General features: G+C 66.4%; 19 protein-coding genes and 3 pseudogenes. 12 read left to right on the top strand and 10 right to left on the bottom strand.

Features of this window, described 5'->3' with window-relative positions:
• Window positions 1-62 precede the first annotated feature (62 nt).
• From JOL79_RS14585 to JOL79_RS14570, 4 genes are all read right to left on the bottom strand, one after another.
• Window positions 63-464 (bottom strand): hypothetical protein, encoded by a 402-nt coding sequence (locus JOL79_RS14585; protein WP_210156310.1) that lies wholly within the window; start codon window positions 462-464, stop codon window positions 63-65.
• A gap of 184 nt (window positions 465-648) precedes the next feature.
• Entirely contained in the window at window positions 649-1998 is a 1350-nt protein-coding gene (locus JOL79_RS14580) for a sensor histidine kinase (protein ID WP_210156309.1), read from the bottom strand.
• Window positions 1995-2666 (bottom strand): response regulator transcription factor, encoded by a 672-nt coding sequence (locus tag JOL79_RS14575; protein ID WP_210156308.1) that lies wholly within the window; start codon window positions 2664-2666, stop codon window positions 1995-1997. The genes JOL79_RS14580 and JOL79_RS14575 overlap by 4 nt, the downstream gene beginning before the upstream one ends.
• A gap of 45 nt (window positions 2667-2711) precedes the next feature.
• Window positions 2712-3659, bottom strand: a complete 948-nt coding sequence (locus tag JOL79_RS14570) for a hypothetical protein (protein WP_210156307.1) — start codon at window positions 3657-3659, stop codon at window positions 2712-2714.
• A 240-nt stretch (window positions 3660-3899) separates the two neighbouring features.
• Between JOL79_RS14570 and JOL79_RS14565 the strand changes: the two genes are divergently transcribed.
• Window positions 3900-4319, top strand: coding sequence for a VOC family protein (locus JOL79_RS14565; RefSeq protein WP_210156306.1), 420 nt, complete (start codon window positions 3900-3902; stop codon window positions 4317-4319).
• 159 nt (window positions 4320-4478) lie between these two features.
• Window positions 4479-5129: a LysE family translocator gene (locus tag JOL79_RS14560; protein ID WP_210156305.1), complete on the top strand. Its 651-nt coding sequence runs from the start codon at window positions 4479-4481 to the stop codon at window positions 5127-5129.
• 31 nt (window positions 5130-5160) lie between these two features.
• Here JOL79_RS14560 and JOL79_RS14555 read toward each other — a convergent pair whose 3' ends face one another.
• Window positions 5161-5997: a class I SAM-dependent methyltransferase gene (locus tag JOL79_RS14555; RefSeq protein ID WP_210156304.1), complete on the bottom strand. Its 837-nt coding sequence runs from the start codon at window positions 5995-5997 to the stop codon at window positions 5161-5163.
• Between the two features lie 59 nt (window positions 5998-6056).
• Here JOL79_RS14555 and JOL79_RS14550 point away from each other — a divergent pair, with 59 nt between their 5' ends.
• The 3 genes from JOL79_RS14550 (at window position 6057) to JOL79_RS14540 (ending at window position 8625) form a co-directional block, all read left to right on the top strand.
• Entirely contained in the window at window positions 6057-6689 is a 633-nt protein-coding gene (locus JOL79_RS14550; RefSeq protein WP_210156303.1) for a TetR/AcrR family transcriptional regulator, read from the top strand.
• 188 nt (window positions 6690-6877) lie between these two features.
• Window positions 6878-7318 carry a hypothetical protein gene (locus tag JOL79_RS14545; protein WP_210156302.1) on the top strand — a complete coding sequence of 147 codons (441 nt, stop codon included), beginning with the start codon at window positions 6878-6880 and terminating at the stop codon, window positions 7316-7318.
• Between the two features lie 716 nt (window positions 7319-8034).
• A complete protein-coding gene (locus JOL79_RS14540) occupies window positions 8035-8625 on the top strand; it encodes a dihydrofolate reductase family protein (RefSeq protein ID WP_210156301.1) in 591 nt (196 codons plus the stop codon).
• 254 nt (window positions 8626-8879) lie between these two features.
• On the opposite strand, the gene JOL79_RS14535 is transcribed toward JOL79_RS14540, so the two are convergent.
• The gene (locus tag JOL79_RS14535; RefSeq protein WP_210156300.1) at window positions 8880-9590 is read right to left on the bottom strand and encodes a hypothetical protein; all 711 of its coding nucleotides are present in this window, start codon (window positions 9588-9590) and stop codon (window positions 8880-8882) included.
• Window positions 9591-9707: 117 nt separating this feature from the next.
• Window positions 9708-9797: pseudogene (locus JOL79_RS14530) on the bottom strand (IS5/IS1182 family transposase); the annotation flags it as partial.
• Here JOL79_RS14530 and JOL79_RS35420 point away from each other — a divergent pair.
• Complete coding sequence (locus JOL79_RS35420; protein WP_210156299.1) at window positions 9781-11544, top strand: helix-turn-helix transcriptional regulator; 1764 nt, start codon at window positions 9781-9783, stop codon at window positions 11542-11544. The pseudogene JOL79_RS14530 and the gene JOL79_RS35420 sit on opposite strands and share 17 nt — an antisense overlap.
• Before the next feature lie 108 nt (window positions 11545-11652).
• Here the strand turns inward: JOL79_RS35420 and JOL79_RS14520 are convergent, their stop codons facing one another.
• The gene (locus JOL79_RS14520; RefSeq protein ID WP_210156298.1) at window positions 11653-12096 is read right to left on the bottom strand and encodes a cytidine deaminase; all 444 of its coding nucleotides are present in this window, start codon (window positions 12094-12096) and stop codon (window positions 11653-11655) included.
• 296 nt (window positions 12097-12392) lie between these two features.
• On the opposite strand from JOL79_RS14520, the gene JOL79_RS14515 reads away from it, so the two are divergent.
• From JOL79_RS14515 to JOL79_RS14505, 3 genes and pseudogenes are all read left to right on the top strand, one after another.
• Window positions 12393-13037 (top strand): LysE family translocator, encoded by a 645-nt coding sequence (locus tag JOL79_RS14515; protein ID WP_210156297.1) that lies wholly within the window; start codon window positions 12393-12395, stop codon window positions 13035-13037.
• Window positions 13038-13115: 78 nt separating this feature from the next.
• A complete protein-coding gene (locus JOL79_RS14510; RefSeq protein WP_210156296.1) occupies window positions 13116-13442 on the top strand; it encodes an HXXEE domain-containing protein in 327 nt (108 codons plus the stop codon).
• 195 nt (window positions 13443-13637) lie between these two features.
• Window positions 13638-14249: pseudogene (locus JOL79_RS14505) on the top strand (IS256 family transposase); the annotation flags it as partial.
• A 113-nt stretch (window positions 14250-14362) separates the two neighbouring features.
• On the opposite strand, the gene JOL79_RS14500 reads toward JOL79_RS14505, so the two are convergent.
• On the bottom strand, window positions 14363-15100 hold the full coding sequence (locus tag JOL79_RS14500) for a MerR family transcriptional regulator (RefSeq protein WP_210156295.1): 738 nt from the start codon (window positions 15098-15100) through the stop codon (window positions 14363-14365).
• Between the two features lie 418 nt (window positions 15101-15518).
• Here JOL79_RS14500 and JOL79_RS35960 point away from each other — a divergent pair.
• Together JOL79_RS35960 and JOL79_RS14495 are read left to right on the top strand one after the other, a co-directional pair.
• Window positions 15519-15833, top strand: a pseudogene (locus JOL79_RS35960) (virginiamycin B lyase family protein); the annotation flags it as partial.
• A gap of 384 nt (window positions 15834-16217) precedes the next feature.
• Window positions 16218-16739, top strand: a complete 522-nt coding sequence (locus tag JOL79_RS14495) for an isochorismatase family protein (protein WP_210156294.1) — start codon at window positions 16218-16220, stop codon at window positions 16737-16739.
• Between the two features lie 420 nt (window positions 16740-17159).
• Here JOL79_RS14495 and JOL79_RS14490 read toward each other — a convergent pair whose 3' ends face one another.
• Entirely contained in the window at window positions 17160-17432 is a 273-nt protein-coding gene (locus JOL79_RS14490) for a hypothetical protein (RefSeq protein ID WP_210156293.1), read from the bottom strand.
• Window positions 17433-17638: 206 nt separating this feature from the next.
• On the opposite strand from JOL79_RS14490, the gene JOL79_RS14485 reads away from it, so the two are divergent.
• On the top strand, window positions 17639-18091 hold the full coding sequence (locus tag JOL79_RS14485) for an Imm26 family immunity protein (protein WP_210156292.1): 453 nt from the start codon (window positions 17639-17641) through the stop codon (window positions 18089-18091).
• The last annotated feature ends 23 nt before the right edge of the window (window positions 18092-18114 follow it).

Here is an 18114-nt window from a genome sequence, read left to right as displayed (position 1 = left end):
TTCCTCGGGATTGGATTCGTGGCATTTTTGGCAGCTTCCCGAAAAGCCGCTACGGTAGCGGGCTAACAGCCGGGAACGCCTTCCATGGCGGTGGGTGGTGCCGTGCACACCTCGGGTTCGTTGGACGTCTGAGACGAAAAGATTTGGTCGATCGGCAGTAGCCCGGCGCGTGCGGCGGCGACCATGAGCGCTACCACGACTGCCGCGAACAGTCCGGCGGCTATGTGTTTTCTCGTCGCCAAGGCGACGAAGAAGCCGATCAGGGGCATCCCAAAAGCGATGGCTGCGGTGGCTACGACCAAGGCCAAGGCCAGTGTTGGGTTCTTCGGCGGGTCGTTCCAATCCGATCCACTCAGAAGCTGGGCAAGGGTAAGGCGTGCCAGGATGAGCGTGCCGACCAGCCAGATCGCCGTAATCCAGAATAAGGCCAAGCCGCCGCGATTGCTTCGAACCCCGGACATCATGATCCGCATTGTTGTAGGCCGCGTCGTCATCGGCAAGTAGGGGGTAAGTACTCTTATAGGCCATGAGTGACCGTATAAAGATCATAAATCAGGCGCAGATCAGGAACGCGCGTAAGTTCCTCGCGGGCGAACTCGCAGTGACTTGGTAGTCCGCAAGCTGTTCACGAGCCGTGATCAAGATCAGTTAGGATTCCGTGTGGTCTACACACGTCGGCAGTTCCAGCCGCAGTAACGCGCCGCTTTGACACGGCACGGCTTCGGCAGTTCCGCCATGAGCCTCGGCGACCTGCCGGACGATGGCCAGGCCCAGTCCGGAGCCAGGGTGCGCGCGGGCCGCGGGTGATCGGTAGAAGCGGTCGAAGACGAATTCGAGGTCGCTGTCGGGGATCCCTGGCCCAGTGTCTGCGACCTCGAGGATGCCCGCCTCGACGCTGATCGTGACCCGGCCGTCGGACGGGCTCCATTTCACGGCGTTGTCGACAAGGTTCGCGACGGCGCGTTCCAGGGCGTCGGGATCGCCGTGGACGAGAGTGGGCGCGCAGGCCAGCTCGAATTCGATCTGTGGCGCCCGACGCGCCGCGCGGGCCGCGACGCGTTCGGCGACGAGGTCGAGGCGGACGTCTTCTGTATGGAACGGGGCCTGGCCGTAGCGGGCCAGGTCGACCAGGTCGTTGACCAGTGTCGTGAGTTCGCCGGCCTGGCCGAGCGCTTCGGCTGCGAGGAGTGGGGCCTGCGCGTCGGCCGGGTTCTCCGACAGCAGCTCGAGGTTCACCGTCAGGCTCGTCAGTGGTGTGCGCAGTTCGTGCGATGCGTCGGCGACCAGACGGCGCTGGGCGCCGACCGATTCGTCCAGGGCGGCGGTCATCGCTGCGAACGCGGAGCCGAGCCGGCCGATCTCATCCCGGCTGTCCGCGGGAATCGGGATGGCCAGGTCGCCGGTCGTGCGGATCAGTTCGACGGTCTCGGTGAGCTGGTGTACCGGGCGTAGGACGCGGCGTGCTGCCAGGCGTGCGGCCAGTGCCGCCAGCAGTCCGGCGGCCACCGTCGAGCCGGCGAGCAGCCAGGCGAGTTCGCGTAGCGTGGGTGCGGGATCGGATTCCGGGATGGCCGTGCGCACGAGCGTCCCCGATGCTTCGGGGAGTTGGGCCGTGTAGACGCGGTAGACGACCCCGTTGTAGACCGCGTCACGGAAGTAGGCGCCGGCGGTGCCGTCCGCGACGGCGACGTCGCGGGCGGTGATGTCGACGAACCGCGTCGACGGCCCGATCTCGACCGGGCCCGGAACGATTTGCAGCTGGGTGTTTCCGATCCCCAGCGGAACAGTCGGGAAGTCCGGCTCCCCGTCGAGATCCCTGAACTTGGCCTTGATGGCCGCGGCCACGCTCGGTGCCTGGTCGGCGGCCGCGATCAGCGCCTTGTCCATCTGGTTACGGAGGTTGGCGTTCACCGCCGGATACAGGACCACCGACACGAGCACCAGGGCGCCCGCGACCACGGAACCGCCGGCGATGGCCAGCCGCGTGCGCAGGTTCATGGCTCCTCGCGCAGGACATATCCCAGGCCGCGCACCGTCTGGATCAATCTGCTGCCGCCGTCCGCCTCGAGCTTGCTTCGCAGGTAGCTGATGTAGACCCACAGTGCGTTCGATTCCGGACCGAAGTCGTAGCCCCAGACGGACTCGAAGATCTGGGTCCGGCTCAGCACCCGGCCAGGATTGCGCAGGAACAACTCCAGCAGGGATAACTCCGTCTTGGTCAGGTCCAGGCGCCGGCCGGCACGCTCGGCCGTGCAGCCGCTCAAGTTCAGGCCGACGTCGGCGAAGCGCAGCACCTCGGCCCTGGCGCCGCTGCGCCGAAGCAGGGCTCTGAGTCGGGCCCGCAACTCCTCCAAGGCGAAGGGCTTGGCCAAGTAATCGTCGGCTCCCGCGTCGAGCCCGGCGACCCGGTCGATGACCAGATCCCGGGCCGTGAGCATCAGGATCGGCGTGTCGTGCCCGCCCGAACGTAGCGTCCGGCACACCTCCAGCCCATTTGGTTCGGGCATGAGGACGTCGAGGACCACCGCGTCCGGGCGGAACACGCCGTGCTCGGCGAGGGCGGACGCCCCGTCAGCGGCGGACGAAACGTCGTAGCCGTCCCGGCGCAACGCATGCTCCAAGGACCGCCGCACAGCCGGGTCGTCGTCCACCACAAGTATTCGCATTCGCCCATCCTCACCGTCAATCCTGAAGCCGTATGAGACGCGTTGTCAGCCCCCGCTCAGTGACCGCTTCAGATCGCTCAACGCGGTGTTGAGCTGGTCGGAGGTGACTCCGAGCGAGGCGGCGATGTCACCGAAGGCCGTGGACGTCGGATCGACCCTGCCGGAATCCGAGCCCAACGCCACCACAGCGGCCAGGGCGGCCTTGGCCTTGGCTTGATCGACGCCGAGCGCCGCGGCCACGGACGCCGCTGCGGCATCGGTGGTGAACGGCGAGTTCTGCGGGCCGTCCACGCCCTTCTTGTCCATGCCGTCCAGCTTGCCCTGGTTGTCTCCGGCCGGAGCGGGCTCGGCGACCGTCGGTTGCAGGGCGTCTTGGACCTGGGGGATCGGTAGTCCGAGGTTGTCCGCGACCGCGGCGGCGAAGGCGTCCGGCGTGATGCCGGCCGAGTTGGCCAGTGACGTTTTCGCCGCCATCAGCGCGGCGGTGAGCCGATCGGTTGTCACTCCGAGCTTCGCTGCGATCGCGGCCAACTCGGCGTCCGCGGCCCCTTTGGACTTCCCATCCGGCGGCTTCTGTGGGCCGTCCATGCCCTTCTTGTCCATGCCGTCCGGCTTGCCCTGGTTGTCTCCGGCCGGAGCGGGCTCGGCGACCATTGGTTGCAGGGCGTCTTGGACCTGGGGGATCGGTAGTCCGAGGTTGTTCGCGACCGCGGCGGCGAAGGCGTCCGGCGTGATGCCGGTCGAGTTGGCCAGTGACGTTTTCGCCGCCATCAGCGCGGCGGTGAGCCGATCGGTTGTCACTCCGAGCTTCGCTGCGATCGCGGCCAACTCGGCGTCCGCGGCCCCTTTGGACGTCCGGTCTACCTTGACCGTCGCGGAATCGGACTTCGCGTCGCCGGGTGTCGGGGCCGGACCGGCCGCTGCCGCCGTACCGGTCGCGGCCAGCGTGGCGAGTGTGGCCGTGGCCACGACCAGCCGTGTGCGTTTCATCATCGTGATGCCCTTCCGTCCGCTGAGCGCCGGACGAGACCGGCGTCGTGGGGACAACACAAACATCGCGGCCTCTGGTGTGGTTTCAGCCGCCTTTAGAGGTTCCTTAGAACGGCTGCTCTCTTCCAAACGCGGGATAGGCGCCGGCCGTGCAGCATGGGAATTCCGCTGCACGGTGGATCGGACCGTGTCAGGCTCAACGGGCGCGATCAGGGCGCCTTACCGACAAAGGCAGGACACCCTATGGCAGACGACGCTCGACCTCCCGTGATTTCGCTGATGCTCGCGGTGCCTGACGCCTCAGCCGCGGCGCGATGGTACGCACAGGCGCTCGGGGCCAACGAACTGTGGAACCTTGGCGGCGTGGTGGGACTGACCGTCGAGGGCGCCCCGTTCTTTCTCGGTGAACCGACGAACAACAAATGGGACACCCCTGCCGTCCTCGGTTCCAGAACGGTACGCGTCGAGGTCTTCGTGGATGATCCCGACAGCTTCATTGAGCGCGCCGTAGCGGCCGGAGCGGACGGCAGTGTTGACGAGATTCGCGACCACGAGGCGCCATGGGGCGTCCACCGGCAAGGCGGCTTCATCGACCCGTTCGGCCATCTGTGGCTCGTCGGCGACAGATCCCCGCTCAGGAAACACGACATCCGGAACGACTGACGGGTCACGGCTCGGTGGAGGTGCGCCGAGGTGCTGCGCGGAAGAGCGAAAAGGCCGGAGAAACAATCGATCATGCCCTGTAGGGCTCATGTCTCCGGCTCGACTTCCACGTAGGGAAACAAGTTGAGCTCGCGCAAAGCGCGCTGGCACGATCACCATATGGATCTGGTCGCCTCCTTGCCGGCCTTCATGGTCGCCGTCGTGCTGATCACGGCCTCGCCGGGACCTGCGATGGCATTGATCTTCCGTCGTGCCGCGCTGCGTGGCTTTACCGGAGCGGTGCCCACGGTGCTGGGGTTGGAGGCGGGTCTGTACGTCTGGGCGCTGTGTGCCGCGGGCGGCCTGGCAGCCCTGGTCGCGGCCTCGGAGGTGGCCTTCGTCGTTCTCCGCGTGGTCGGTGGGCTGATTCTGCTGTATCTCGGGGTGAAGGCTTGGCGTACGGCCTGGCACAGCCGTGGGGCCGAAGTGGCATCGGAGGTCGTTGAAGAGGCGCCGTCGCGCAGCGCGCGGGGCTGGTGGACGGCCTTCGGCGAGGGCATTGTAGTGATGCTCGCGAACCCGAAAGCGGCAGTGTTCATGATCGCTTTCTATCCGCAGTTCGTGCCATCGAACCGGCCGCTGTTCGCCACCACCGCTCTGCTGGGACTGGCGCAGGTGGCGATCGAGACCACTCTTTATCTCACCCTGGCGGCCGCGGTGGGCCGTGCCGGAGCTTGGTTCCGCCGACCGGTGATCCGTCGTCGCCTGGAAGCTGTGAGCGGCGCCGTTCTCATTGCCCTGGGCCTGCGTGTGGCCACCTCGACCCACTGACCGATACTGCGGCCGGACGCCGTCCCCGTGCTCAGGGCCGGACGGCGCTTACCAGCCACACCGCGCCGGGGATGCGGACGCCCTCCGGGGTCTCGTAGGCGAGGAGTCCGGCCCGCAGTTCCTCCCGCGTCCGCTCGACGACGGACGGGTCGACCCCGTCGAGGTTGAAGCGGACCGGCCCCTGGCTGAGGATGAAGCCGGCGGCGTCGGCCGCGTCGCGGCCGTAGTCCATCGGCGCTTCGACCGGCCTGACGACCACCTCGGCGAACCCGGCCGCAGCGAGCACCTCGCGGATGCGGGCCGGATCGACCAGCGATCCCATGCCCCGTGCGGCCGGGGACGGTACGCGCATCAGCGGCTTCAGCGCCGCGGTGGCGCGGGCGTAGTCGCTGTCCGGCCCGCCGGGCTGCGGACCCATGAAGACGAGCCGCCCACCCGGCCGAAGCCCCCGCCGTATGTTGGCGAAGCCGGCGACCAGGTCCCCGAAGAACATCACCCCACCACGGCTGATCGCGACGTCGAAACCGCCGGCGGGGAACGCGTGGACCTGGGCGTCCCCCTGCTCGAACGTGACGTTGCCGGCGCACTGCTCCGCGGCGTCGGCGCGGGCGCGCTCCAGCATCGGCGCCGAGATGTCGACGCCTACGACGTGCCCTCGGGACGCCAGACGTGCGGTGCGCAGCGTGATCTCGCCGGTGCCACAGCCGACGTCGAGGACGCGGTCGTCCTCCACAATCGCCGCGATGCGGAAGAAGTCGTCGGTGAAGCCGGCGGCTATCGCGTTGTAGCGGGCGGCGTCGTTCGCCCAGTTGACGCCCTCCCAGCCGTTCCATGCTTCCGCGTGCTCTCGGTTCGCGATGGCCTGCATGAATCCTCCCGTAACTAGAGGTGGTCTCTAGAGTTCAACTCTAGAGATAGGCTACAGCCATGAGCCAGGTCAAGAGCGAGGACAAGCGGACCCGCAGGCCCAAGGAGACGCGCAGGCGCATCCTGGACGCGGCGCGAGACCTGTTCGTCCAGCATGGATACGGCGCGACGGCGCTCCAGGAGATCGCCGACCGGGCCGGTGTGGCCGTCCAGACGATCTACTTCACGTTCGGCAATAAGCGCGCGCTGCTCAAGGAGCTGGTGGACGTGTCGATCGCCGGCGACCACGAGGCGATCGGCACGATGGATCGCCCCTGGTTCCGCGAGGCCCTCGCCACCGAGACCGCCGACGCGCAGCTGCGGCTCCACGTGCGTGAGACGCGGGGGATCCTGGAGCGGGTGGCTCCGATCACCGAGATGCTGCGGGCTGCCGCTCTGACCGACTCGGGGATCGCCGAGCTCTGGGCCCACGACGCCGACCCGCGGTTCACCGTCCACGCCACGGCCGCCCGATCACTGGTGACCAAACCGGGGGCCAGAACCGGGGTGACGGCTGAGCAGGCCGCTGACCTGCTGTTCGGCCTGCTCAGCCCGGAGCTGTACCTAGTGTTCGTCCGCGACCGCGGCTGGACGCCCGACCAGTGGGAGCGCTGGACGCACGAGACGCTGAGCTCCCAGCTCTGCGCTGGGTGACCCACCCCTGCCGCGACCGCGCGGACTGGCTGTCAGGCTAGGTGTTGGCCGGGCGCGGACACGGCCGTTTCAGACAGGCGGACGAGATATTTGTTCGCGGTTGGGTCAGGACATATGCGCCTTAGGTGAATCATGATGGGACTATCAAGAGTGCGGATCCTCCCTCATCCGTCCACGAGGAGACCACGATGTCCGACCGCAGGGTGGAAGTATTTCGCTCGACCCAGGCCGGCCAGATCAAGCGGGTCGAGATCCGCATCGTGGGCGGCAACATCAGGATCAACGCCATCGACACCGATACGGTGACCGTCACGGCACTCGGTGATGTCGCGACGCTGGCCGCCAAGGCCAGCGTTCAGAGCGACGTTCTGCACATCACCTCGTCATCCGCCCTACGCTACTTCCTCCAAAAAAGCCGCATCGACCTGATCCTCGACGTGCCGGAGGACACAGGCGTCTTCGCCAAGGTGTTCGGCGCCGACATTGTCATCAACGGCGGCACCGGGCCGCTGGAGGTGCGCGGAGTCGCTGGCGCGATCGAAGGCACGACCTACTCCAAAGACGTCAAGGTGCGTTTCGTTGTCGGCGGCAATGATCTTGTCCAAGTGGCCGGAGGCGACCACTCCTGAGCCAGATGGGCTCCAGTCCTGGAACTCATCGTGCCGCGCCCACTGCCTCGCGATTTCCGGGAGACGGGAATCATCGATGTCGGCCAGTGCATCACTTACCAACACAGGCAGTTCCTCGATCCATGGTCGCTCGGCGTATGGCGAATCCCCTGCTAGTGACTCCCATTCCTCCATGCCTTCAGGAGCGCCCTGTGGAGGCGGGTAGACGGACACGCTCTCGACGAGATCGACAGTGTACGGAACACCTGCCATCAGAGCGATGAGCGTGCCCAGCTTCGGGTGCGGATCAATCCACTTGGCGTCCACGGCGTCGAACGGGGGATGCGCGGGCTCTTGAACTGCGCGAGGATCCAGTGGCTTGGCGACGGCTGCGTCACGGCTATCTGCCCGGTAGTAGTCATAGAAGACTCCCACTCCGACCCCTATGTGGTGAAGAGCAACAGGTACGTGAGTCGGGTCGGATTCCGGGTCTGGGTCTTCGTTTGCGAAGCGGGCGACGGGAATCGAGCCCATGCTGCCGGCTTGGGAAGGCGGCTTTCAGGGGCGCTGAGCTGGCTTCGGGCCGGTCGGAGTGACCGTGACCGACCCCTCGTCACCCTGTCTAATGCACGGCAATCTACGGTGCCCGGTGAGGAACGAGGCCCCGGAACGATTCTTCTCGAATTGTCGTAACCGACTGACATCATCGAATCCGCTGACGCAATCGAGGAGGGTCCATGGGAAGAGTACTGCTGGAAATGACCATGTCGCTGGACGGCTTCACCGCGGCGCCGAATGTCGGCGTCGACCAACCCCTGGGTGAGAACGGTGAGCGTCTGCACCGCTGGCTCGGCATTGATGGCAACCCGGTAAGCGAGATCGACCGTGAGATCTCCGCTGAGATGTTCGCGGAGACAGGTGCGTTCATCCTCGGCAGACGGACCTTCGACGTGGGTGAAGGTCCGTGGGGAGACGACGGCGCCTTCGGCATGCCGTGCTTCGTTCTCACGAGCCGGACCCGAGAGAAGCTGGTCAAGGGCCCCACGACCTTCACCTTCGTCACCGACGGCGTCGAAAGCGCCCTCAAGCAGGCCAGGGCGGCAGCGGGTAACAAGGACGTCGTCGTGATGGGCGGGGCGGAGGTCGCCCGGCAGTATCTCAGGGCCGGGCTCGTCGACGAGGTGCGCATCCACCTGGTGCCGATCCTTCTCGGCGCGGGCACCCGGCTCTTCGACGGAGGCCGTGTCGAGCTGGAGCAGACGAGGGTGGTCGAGTCGCCGGCCGCCACCCACCTGACGTTCCGGGTTGCAGGGTCCGCGATTTCGTGAGCAGTGGTCGATGCCGGCGACGGAGGGGGTTCTCGGGAAATCCCAACCGATCACCGTCGACGTTCATGCCAAGGTCCTCAACGTCGCTGTGGAGCCGGTCAGGGTCAGAGCCCCGCTCATCCCGTATGCCTTCCGTTGGGACGTATCGCGGGATCATTGCAGAGGGCACCGACGTCTTCACCTGTGGTCCATGCGTCGTCAGCTTGGGAAGTGAATGGATCGGGGGCGTGAGCTCGTGGTCCACCCGCGGCACGTCAACTGTGCAGCCAGACGCGCAGTGTGCCGAGCACGCCGAAGCCATTGGCGAGCGCGGGCGCGAGGTCGTCGCCGTGCTCGTAGCCGACGAGGGGAACCTCGGGGAAGTGGCCGGCGGCCGCGCTGATCGCTGATGCCCAGATATCGGCGACGTCGCAGCCCTCGACCGCGAACAGGTTCGACAGGCCGACCAGACCCGCGCTGTGGTTCAGGACCGCACCGCCGTGGAGGCCTCCGCCGTCGTGAAAGGCCAGCACCAGCACGGACGGGTCGTCGAGCAGCGCCGGACGGAAGACATCGGGTACGTCGTCATCGCCGTGCCAGGCGGCCTGCCAGTCGCGAAGCCGGGAGGCTGTGGACACTCGCTCCGTGCGCAGAGTCGCCGGTACGGCGGGGCCCGGCGGCCGGTGGATCCACTGGGCCGCGAAAAGTTCGGAGAACCCCATTGGCGCGAGGTCGAGTGTGACGAAACTGTCCTTGACCGAACACCCGGGTGACGCCATGTCGATCTCCGTGAGGAAGTCGGCAGGCACCACGTCGTCGAGCAGTGTGATGGCGTCAGGATAGTACACGGGCGTACGGCGGACACTCCACCAGGCCTTCTCTCCGAAGGCGCTGGTGTTGCCGTGGGACCGGCAGACCGAGGCACACCAGTCGGCGTTGTTGCGGGCGGCGGCGACACGGAGGGAGGTCGGTTCGGTTGACGTCACCCGCGACATGGTGGCACTCCCCGGTTCGAGCCTGCGCGCCCTTTTTTCGCGTGGGTTCGGGTCGGCTGCGGGGCCGTACCAGAAGGGTCACGACCTGCTCGGGATGAGATTCTCTCCGTCGAGCAGGACCTCGTGCAGACGTTGCCAAACGCCGGCCTTCTGCCACTCGGCGAGCCGTCGCCAGCAGGCCATGCCCGAGCCGTACCCCCGGTTCTGGCGGCAGCGGGTGGCTCAGGAACCGATGTTCCTCGCGTTGGATGATCTGCACTGGGCTGATCCGATAACTCTGCCGGCGCTGCGGTCGATGACCAGAGATGTCGCCTCTCCACTCGTCTGGATGCTGACCCGTACGACAGGCAGCGGCGACTGCCCCCGCCTCAACCGCCTGTTCGACCTGCTGGAACGTGACGGCGCGATTCGGATCACGCTGGGGGCGCTTGACCGGCGAGCTGTGGCGGACGTCGTCACCGACGTCCTCGGGGCGGCGCCCGAGCCGGATGTGCTGGCCCTGGCCGGCATAGTGGACGGCAATCCCTTCCTGCTCGTCGATCTCCTTGAGAAGTTCAAAGGCGAGGGCGTCTTCCAGATCGCCGATGGTCGCGCGCGGATGGCGGCGTCCCCGCCCCATGCTCAGGCGATCATGCAGGAACGCCTGGAGGAGTTGTCCGCACGGACCAGGTATCTGCTGCAGTGCGCCGGAATCTTAGGTCGTTCGTTCTCGGTGAAGGATCTGGCTGAAATGCTCGGCGAATCGACCAATGGCCTGTTGCCGATGCTGGAGGAGGCGATGTCGGCGGGCATCGTCGAACCTGTAGGGCATGAGCTCACCTTCCGGCACGATCTCCTGTGGCAGGCGGTGGTCAAAACCATCCCCGACTCCGTACGCCGGGCCCTGCACCACGATGCAGGAAAGATGCTGCTCAAGCGAAGCGGGTCGGCTGTTCATGCCGCCGCGCACCTCATTCACGATGCCAGTCGCGGTGATACGTCCGCACTACTCAGACTCGACCAAGCGGCGCGCGAGGTGCTGCGGTCCTCACCTCAGACCGCCGCCGACCTCGCCCTGCGCGCGCTCGAACTCAGCGACTCCACCGACCCTGACTGGTTCGGTCGCGCCGCCACCGCGGTCGACGCCCTGACGGTCATCGGACGGCTGTCCGAGGCGGCCGATCTCGCCCGTGCCGCACTCGGCAGGGCCCCACCTCTCCACGCCCCTCGCCTGCGCTGCGCGCTGGCGCACATCCTGCTCCTGAGCGGCCGACCGGCGGATGCGATATCCGAGGCCGAAAGCCTGCTCGCCCAGCAGGACATTCCAAATGACCTTCGCGGCATCGCCGAATGGGCGATGTTCTGGGGGCTCATCTGGCTGAACGACTTCCGGAAAGGACGACAACGAGCGGAAGCCGTTCTCGCCGACCGCGAGCGGCACACCGATGCCGCCGTTGTCGGAGCACTCCTGCTGCTCGCTCGGTTCGCGATGGTCGACGGGCGGGGCGCCGACTCGTTCACGCATCTACGCGAAGCCCTGCGAATCACGGACAGCGGCACCGCCGAAGCCATCCAGCGCCCATATACGCGCCTGCGAGCCATGCGACAGTTCGATGCGGCCGACATCGCCATCCAGGCCGCCGAGGAGGAGATCAACGACCTCGGCCTGACCGTGCTCGCCGCACAGCCCGTCGACAGCCTGGACCAGGCGCTCGACGGCTACGAACGCATCGGTGCCCTCTTGGACGCGGCCCGCGTGCGAGCCCGGCTGCGGGCGCTTGGCGTACGGCGCCGCCACTGGAGTCAATCCCAGCGGCCGACCTTCGGATGGGACAGCCTCACCGACACAGAACGCGCCGTCGCCGGCTTGATCGCCAAGGGGATGACCAACCGCCAGATCGCCCAGCGGATGTTCCTCTCGCCGCACACCGTGTCCACCCACCGGCGGGGGAGTCGGTCACTGTAGTGGCGCCGTTCCCGGTGCCCTGAGCCTGCGCATGGCCACCTCGGTCACCATCGGGTCAGTCGGTTGCTCTGGTTGCTGTACTTCGCTGCTGTACCGCCATGGGCGCGGTCACTTGGAGTGCTGTGCTTCGGAAGGCCACTGCCCCTCCGCGAACTGCAGGCCCCAGTAGTAGGGGTTCACTTCCGCGAGGGTGCGCGCCTCCCAACGGGTTGCGTCGTCTTCCTGCGGGACGGCGACTTCGACGGACGGCCCCCAGAGCGCGAGCCGTTCCTGGCAGACGCCGCAGGGCGGCAGGATCAGAATCCTGCCGCGCTCCAGGTCACGGCAGACGCAGACGGAGGCAGTGATGGTTCGGTCCTGGGTGTAGGCCTGGATGAACGCACCGGTCTCATGGCAGAGTGCGACCGAGCCGTTCATGTTGTCGAGGCCGACGCTGGTCAGGATGCCACCGTCAGCGAGCCGCACAGCGGCTGCACCGCCAGGTTCACCCGTGGGCCAGCGTTGGTTCATGAGTTCTACGGCCGCGTCTACAAGCGTCTGGTCGAGTTTCATGCGCCGGAGTTTGTCACGAGCCGTGAACGCGAGCCTAGTTTGGAAGACAGCGTATGCGGAGGGGGCCTGACCTGTTGAGACGTTGACCTGCGCATTCTCGGGAGGCTTGCCGAGACTCCACGTTGTTCCTGTCGTGCGCGGACCGAGAACAGGGATGGGGGCGCATGAGGACACCGAGCAGCAAGAACGTATTCTGCAGCAGGCGAGACGGGTGCTGCTGATGCGTCGTAGCCGTCCGCTGCAACTGGGCCACCCATTCCGCATCAGGTGCCCGACGAACGACAGGAGGTTGACCGGTGATCACTCTGACCGCAGTCGGAGGAGTGGCCCTGGTCGAACTGGGCATGGCCCTGACTCCGGGTCCGAACATGATCCACCTCGCCTCCCGCGCGATCACTCAAGGCCGCAGGGCGGGCCTGGTCAGCCTCAGTGGGACCGCCGTGGGATTCGTGTGCTACCTGCTGGCCGCGGCTGCGGGCCTGTCCGCATTGTTCGCCGCCGTTCCAGTGGCGTTCATGGTGGTCAAGCTTGCCGGGGCCGCCTACCTGGCCTACCTCGCCTGGGGCATGCTCAAGCCCGGCGGCCGCTCGCCCTTCGCCCCGGCCCAGGACCTGACCCCGGTCTCCGACGCCCGCCTGTTCTCGATGGGGTTGCTGACCAACCTCCTCAACCCCAAGATCGCTTTTATGTATGCCGCCCTGCTGCCCCAGTTCCTGGACCCGCAGGCAGGTCCGGCCTGGGGGCAACTGCTCCAGCTCGGTGGTGTGCAGATCATCGTGGGACTCTCCGTGAACGCTCTGGTCATGCTGGGCGCAGCGCGGGTGTCGGGGTTCCTGGCCGCCCGGCCCCGCGCCATGGCCGCCCAGCGGTTCACGGCAGGTGGCCTGCTCGGCGCCTTCGCGCTGCGTACCGCCCTCTCCCGCACTCCTGTCTCCACCTGAGCCAGGCCCGCGTCATTGTGAATCGCCCTGGCTTCGGTGGAGACCTCAGGGGTTAATTCCAGCGCGTTCGCTGGGGTGATGTTGCTAGGTCTGGCGGCGACCGACGGCGCACGGACCGGCGGCCCCAGCTTCTACCAGAGAGTGGTGGTCGGATTCGGCCTGCACGGGGTGGCGCACCTGGGGGAGAGCGTGGCGCTGCGTGGCTACACCCCCGGTGTGGTGACCTCGTCGGTGCCTTTTCGCTCTGGGCCTGGCACCGCCTGCGCCGAGAGGATTTGGTGCGCGAGATCGACGCGCGTGGACCTGGCGTCCTCCGCCGCGCTGGTTCCCGTGGCCATCCTGGGCGTGCACGGCGCCGCCCACGGGATCGGGCGGCTGGCACGCCGAGCCCTGCGCCACCGCTGACCGGGTTCCACGGCACCCACGTCGGCCGCGGATCTGGCTTTGGCGCAGGAGAGAGCAGCAGAGGCCGGGAGGCGGGGTTGCGTCCACGGGTGTGGTGTAAGAGTTTCCGCTGGTAGAGGCGTGGCGTCGTGAAATGAGTACGGCCATCGCGTGATCCTTCGTGATTGCGACATCAGATCGAAGGAGAAGAAAGCGATGGCCGTGAACGACAGTGTGGACCCTGGCGCGTGGCTGGCGCGGCAGATCGAGGCCGGGGATCCGGATCTGTTGCGATCCATGGTGAAGACCATGGCCGAGGCGTTGATGTCTGCCGAAGCAGACACCGTATGTGGCGCGTCGTACGGTGAGCGCAGCAGCGAGCGGACCAACTCCCGCAACGGCTACCGCACGAGGGAGTGGGACACCCGCGCCGGCACGGTCGAGCTGGCCATCCCGAAACCACGGCAAGGCTCCTACTTCCCCGAGTGGCTGCTGGAACGCCGCCGACAGGCCGAACAAGCCCTGGTCAGCGTCGTGGCCACCTCCTACCTGCTCGGTGTCTCGACCCGGCGGGTCGACAAGCTGGTCGAGCAGCTCGGCATCATCGGCATCTCCAAGAGCCAGGTCTCGCAGATGGCCAAGAGCTTGGATGCGCAGGTGGAGGCGTTTCGCACCCGCGCGTTGGACGGCGGCCCCTACTCCTTCGTCTGGCTGGACGCGTTGACGCAGAAGGTCCGCGAGGGCGGGCGGATCGTCAACGTGCACGCCCTGATCGCCACCGCGGTCAACGCCAACGGCAACCGGGAGATCCTCGGCCTGGACATCACCTGGACGTATGGCGGTCGAGTCAGCGTGAGTTCCCGCTGCTTACCGCTGATCGCCAACCGAACGTACACGCAAGGGGCACGCGAGTGCCTGATCTCCTGACTCGCCAGAGCGGGTCAGGTGCCGAAGCCAACTGCGAACGCCCGCTGGAGATAGTCCCAGACCTGCGCGGTCAGTACACCGCGGGTGGCGACCTCGGGCCCTTTTCGCTCGATGCGGGCGTAGATCGACGACATCATGGCGGATTCCCCGGCCGCCATGTCCCGAATCACCGAGGTCCATCGCCGTGCCAACTCCTGTACAGCGGGATCGGCCGGGTCCGTTCCGCCGTCGATATGGGCCTGGAGATCGGCGACGATCTTCGTTCCCTGTCGCCGCCATCCGGCGAACCTGTCGGGGAATCCGGGCTCCAGGTGTCGCCTTTTCGCTTGCGCCAATTGCTCGGGCGTGAAGTCGTTCGCCTGCACCAGTGCCTCCATGGCTTGGATGAGTTGGTCGATGGACGGCTCGGTGGCCAGCAGGGTGGCTTGAAGCAAGGCCGTGAGCCGGGTACGCAGGTGCCGATGTGTCTCGATGGTTCGCTCGACGTGGGCGAGCTGGGCGCGTACCGCCGAGCCGAAGTCCTGAAGGTCGCCGTCGAGCGAATCGGCGATATGGGCCAGCGGCATCCCCAGCTGGCGTAACGCGAGGATCCGGTACAGCCGGCGGACGTCGCTGTCCGTGTACAGCCGGTGCCCGGCGTGCGTGCGCAGCATGGGCACCAGCAGCCCGATCCGATCGAAATGATGCAAAGCGCGGACAGTGAGGCCCGTCGCCGCGGCCAGGTCACCGATCTTCCAAGATTGCTCGTCCATGTGATCACCCGAATAGACGCTATTGCCTGACGCGACGTCAGGTACAAGACCCGACATCGGCCATTTCTCCTGCTTGCACCTGACGCGACGTCAGGCGGCACCATCCCTCGCGGGTCCGCTACGCGGGCCGGCGGACAGCCGCTGTGCCGTGGGCCTCTTCCAGCGGAACCGACAAAGGAGAACTATTTATGCGTTGCAGACCACTCAGGGGGCGAGCCCTGAGGACGATCGCCGGAGTTGGCGTCGCCGTCGCGCTGTCCACCGTCTTGACCGATCCAGCGCACGCTGGGACGTATCACACCCCGGTCGTGACCGAATACCCCGTCACGCCCGGCTCCGGCCCGACCTTCATCGCGGCTGGCACGGACGGCACCATGTGGTTCACCGAGCTGACCGGTAACCCCGCAACAGCCGTCCGGAGGGCATCGCCACCGGTCCGGACGGGAACCTGTGGTTCACCGAGCGGGCCGTCAACCGAATCGGCCGGATCACGCGGCGAGGGAAGCTGACGCACTTTGCGGTGCCCACCCCTGCCAGCGACCCCCTCGGCATCACCGTGGCCGCCGGAGGCCTGGTCGGGAATCTGCTCCTGACCTGGGCCTTCGTGGGTGGAGCGGGTGACGCGAATCGAACCCGCGCTGTCAGCTTGGGAAGTCTTTCCACATCATGCGGTCTGAGCTGCGGAAACACTGAGCTGGGCGTATGCCGGTCGGGTGACCGTGAGTCCCCGTGATTCCCCGCTGCTCGCCGACCGTACGGGCACGCAGCGGGCACGCCGGGGTCTCGGCTGCCGCAGTAAAGCTCGAACTCTCACCTGCTAATTCCCACCTGCGCCGACGGCAACGAGTGGTGCTCTGATTAGGCAATACAGCTCTCAATGTCTCCCGTCTACTTCTGACGTTTTACGGCCTCGGACGGAACTGGAATGGAACTGGGGAGGGCGAGACTAGGCACCCCGGAAGTCACCCAGTTGGACACTCGCCCACGAGTCGTCGGCCTGCCGCGTTCAGCCCGACGCTGCCGCCTCGCCGGCCCGCCACCAAGCGATGGCGATCGTGGTCCAGTTCCAGGTCCAGGTCCAGGTCCACAGGGTCGACGGCCGACTTGGATCGCTACGATGCCGATCATGGAAAGATTGGATCCCCGCCGCACCGCATTGCTCCTTATCGACCTGATGACGCGCATCGTTGAGCAGCCCACGGCACCACATTCCGGACCTGCCGTGGTCGCCCGCTCCCTCGCTCTGGCCGACGCAGTGCGAAAGGCGGGCGGTCTCGTCGTCTCCGTGCGCGTCGAGCGGCCAGGCGTTGCGGAGCAGCCACCGGGCAGCGAGCTGGTGGAAGGGGTACTCGGCGACCTGGAGATCGTGAAGCGCACCTGGGGTGCATTCCACAACACCGGGCTGGAGGAGGCGCTGCGTAAGCACGCCATCGACACCCTGATCATCACCGGGATCGCCACGAACTTCGGCGTCGAGCAGACCGCGCGTTTCGCCGACGAGTTCGGCTTCAAGGTGATCCTGCCCGAGGACGCGGTCACGGCACTCGACGCGCGCGCCCATGAGTTCGCCTTCGACTACATCTTCCCGCGTATAGCTACCGTCTGCACGACGGCCGAGGTCGTGGCAGCGCTGGACTGAGATAACTCGCAGGCCTCACCGACGCCTGGCACGGTAGCGAAGTGGCGAACTTCACCGACCCCATCTACCAGCACATCGCCATGGAGCGCGACTGGGCCATCGCTGACGCGCTGGGCAGGCTCGCCACTGAGGCGCTGAACAAGCATGATCAAGATGGATCGGGCGCTAACGGGCACGGAAGATCGAAATGGCGCGGAAAAGATCAAGGCCCGGGGCTGAGTGTGTGTCCTGACCGGGGCCTTCGTACGTGGAGCGGGTGACGGGAATCGAACCCGCGCTGTCAGCTTGGGAATTGCATGGATCACGCCTTGTGGGACGGCCGACCTGGGTATTCGGCCGGTCGTGAGTGACCGTGGTTGCCCCCTCGCCACCCTGTCTAATTGCACGCTGATTGCACGACGATCAAGGCTGCGGTGCTGGTCATCCGTGCTCTGTTTGGCTTACGGGACCGGCGACAATCCGGAGTTCCAGAACACGGATGTCGTCCTCATCGCGGACCTCATACCCTGCCGAGATCAAGATGGCTCTCATAGCGTTGCGCATCGCCTCGACGATTACCCCCAGATGTTGCAACGCATGGGCCTGATGATCAGCGCGTTCGAGGGCCTCTGTCGCTGCTCGGGTGAGCGCCGGTGATGCATGCCACCTGGCGAAAACCCCTCCCGCCGCGTCTCCGAATGGATCTATCTCCACGCTGACACCTTCCTCTGGACGCAGCTCGTCAGATGTTCGAATCAGCGTCACGGGTAGGCCAGCAGCGGTGAGGTCCGAGACAACGCAGTCGGCGAATTCATGCCACGCCCGCCGGAGGCCCAGATTGTACGGTGACGCACATGGGCCACCCCGTAAGCGACGGTCGGAGAGTAACCAAGGCTCGGTCCAACAGGGCTGCTGGCCGTGTGGTCCGTATCGATCTGGGGGATGGCCGATGTGCCTATGGTCGGCAGCTCACCGGTGTTGCCGTTGAGTTCTTCGACCGAGTGGGAGCGGCCGGCGAATTGGTCGATCTGCTTGAGCTCGTGACGGCGCCGGTCGCGTTCACCATCTGGGTCGCTGACAGAGCCTTTCGCCGGTCTGGCGGCTGGGAGTTGCTCGATGCGGTCACATTGAGCCAGGAAGAAGCATCGCGGACGTACCGCTTCGCCAAGCAAGACGCCATCAGCCGCAGGCTCAGCATCTATACCACCGATCCCGTCTCTGGCACATATGGGGAGACACCCGCTTCGCTCGAAGAGTGCCAAGGCCTGGAGAGAGCTGCGGTCTGGGGTGTCGTGCATGTGGAGGACCGCCTGCGGGACCACTTCGACGGACGTCCTAACAGGTGGGTGGAGTCAATGCGGCTGAGACCATAAATCATTCGACACGACGATGCTCC

This window comes from Microbispora oryzae (genome assembly GCF_017896165.1).
GTDB lineage: Bacteria > Actinomycetota > Actinomycetes > Streptosporangiales > Streptosporangiaceae > Microbispora > Microbispora oryzae.
This window is presented reverse-complemented; position numbering and strand designations above follow the sequence as displayed.

Coding starts and splice junctions, on each gene's coding strand:
- JOL79_RS14495 (WP_210156294.1), top strand. CDS start 16,218: ATGCCGATCATGGAAAGATTGGATCCCCGCCGCACCGCATTGCTCCTT.
- JOL79_RS14500 (WP_210156295.1), bottom strand. CDS start 15,100: ATGGACGAGCAATCTTGGAAGATCGGTGACCTGGCCGCGGCGACGGGC.
- JOL79_RS14555 (WP_210156304.1), bottom strand. CDS start 5,997: ATGCAGGCCATCGCGAACCGAGAGCACGCGGAAGCATGGAACGGCTGG.
- JOL79_RS14570 (WP_210156307.1), bottom strand. CDS start 3,659: ATGATGAAACGCACACGGCTGGTCGTGGCCACGGCCACACTCGCCACG.
- JOL79_RS14565 (WP_210156306.1), top strand. CDS start 3,900: ATGGCAGACGACGCTCGACCTCCCGTGATTTCGCTGATGCTCGCGGTG.
- JOL79_RS14580 (WP_210156309.1), bottom strand. CDS start 1,998: ATGAACCTGCGCACGCGGCTGGCCATCGCCGGCGGTTCCGTGGTCGCG.
- JOL79_RS14520 (WP_210156298.1), bottom strand. CDS start 12,096: ATGAAACTCGACCAGACGCTTGTAGACGCGGCCGTAGAACTCATGAAC.
- JOL79_RS14560 (WP_210156305.1), top strand. CDS start 4,479: ATGGATCTGGTCGCCTCCTTGCCGGCCTTCATGGTCGCCGTCGTGCTG.
- JOL79_RS14540 (WP_210156301.1), top strand. CDS start 8,035: ATGGGAAGAGTACTGCTGGAAATGACCATGTCGCTGGACGGCTTCACC.
- JOL79_RS35420 (WP_210156299.1), top strand. CDS start 9,781: ATGCCCGAGCCGTACCCCCGGTTCTGGCGGCAGCGGGTGGCTCAGGAA.
- JOL79_RS14585 (WP_210156310.1), bottom strand. CDS start 464: ATGATGTCCGGGGTTCGAAGCAATCGCGGCGGCTTGGCCTTATTCTGG.
- JOL79_RS14510 (WP_210156296.1), top strand. CDS start 13,116: ATGTTGCTAGGTCTGGCGGCGACCGACGGCGCACGGACCGGCGGCCCC.
- JOL79_RS14575 (WP_210156308.1), bottom strand. CDS start 2,666: ATGCGAATACTTGTGGTGGACGACGACCCGGCTGTGCGGCGGTCCTTG.
- JOL79_RS14545 (WP_210156302.1), top strand. CDS start 6,878: ATGTCCGACCGCAGGGTGGAAGTATTTCGCTCGACCCAGGCCGGCCAG.
- JOL79_RS14550 (WP_210156303.1), top strand. CDS start 6,057: ATGAGCCAGGTCAAGAGCGAGGACAAGCGGACCCGCAGGCCCAAGGAG.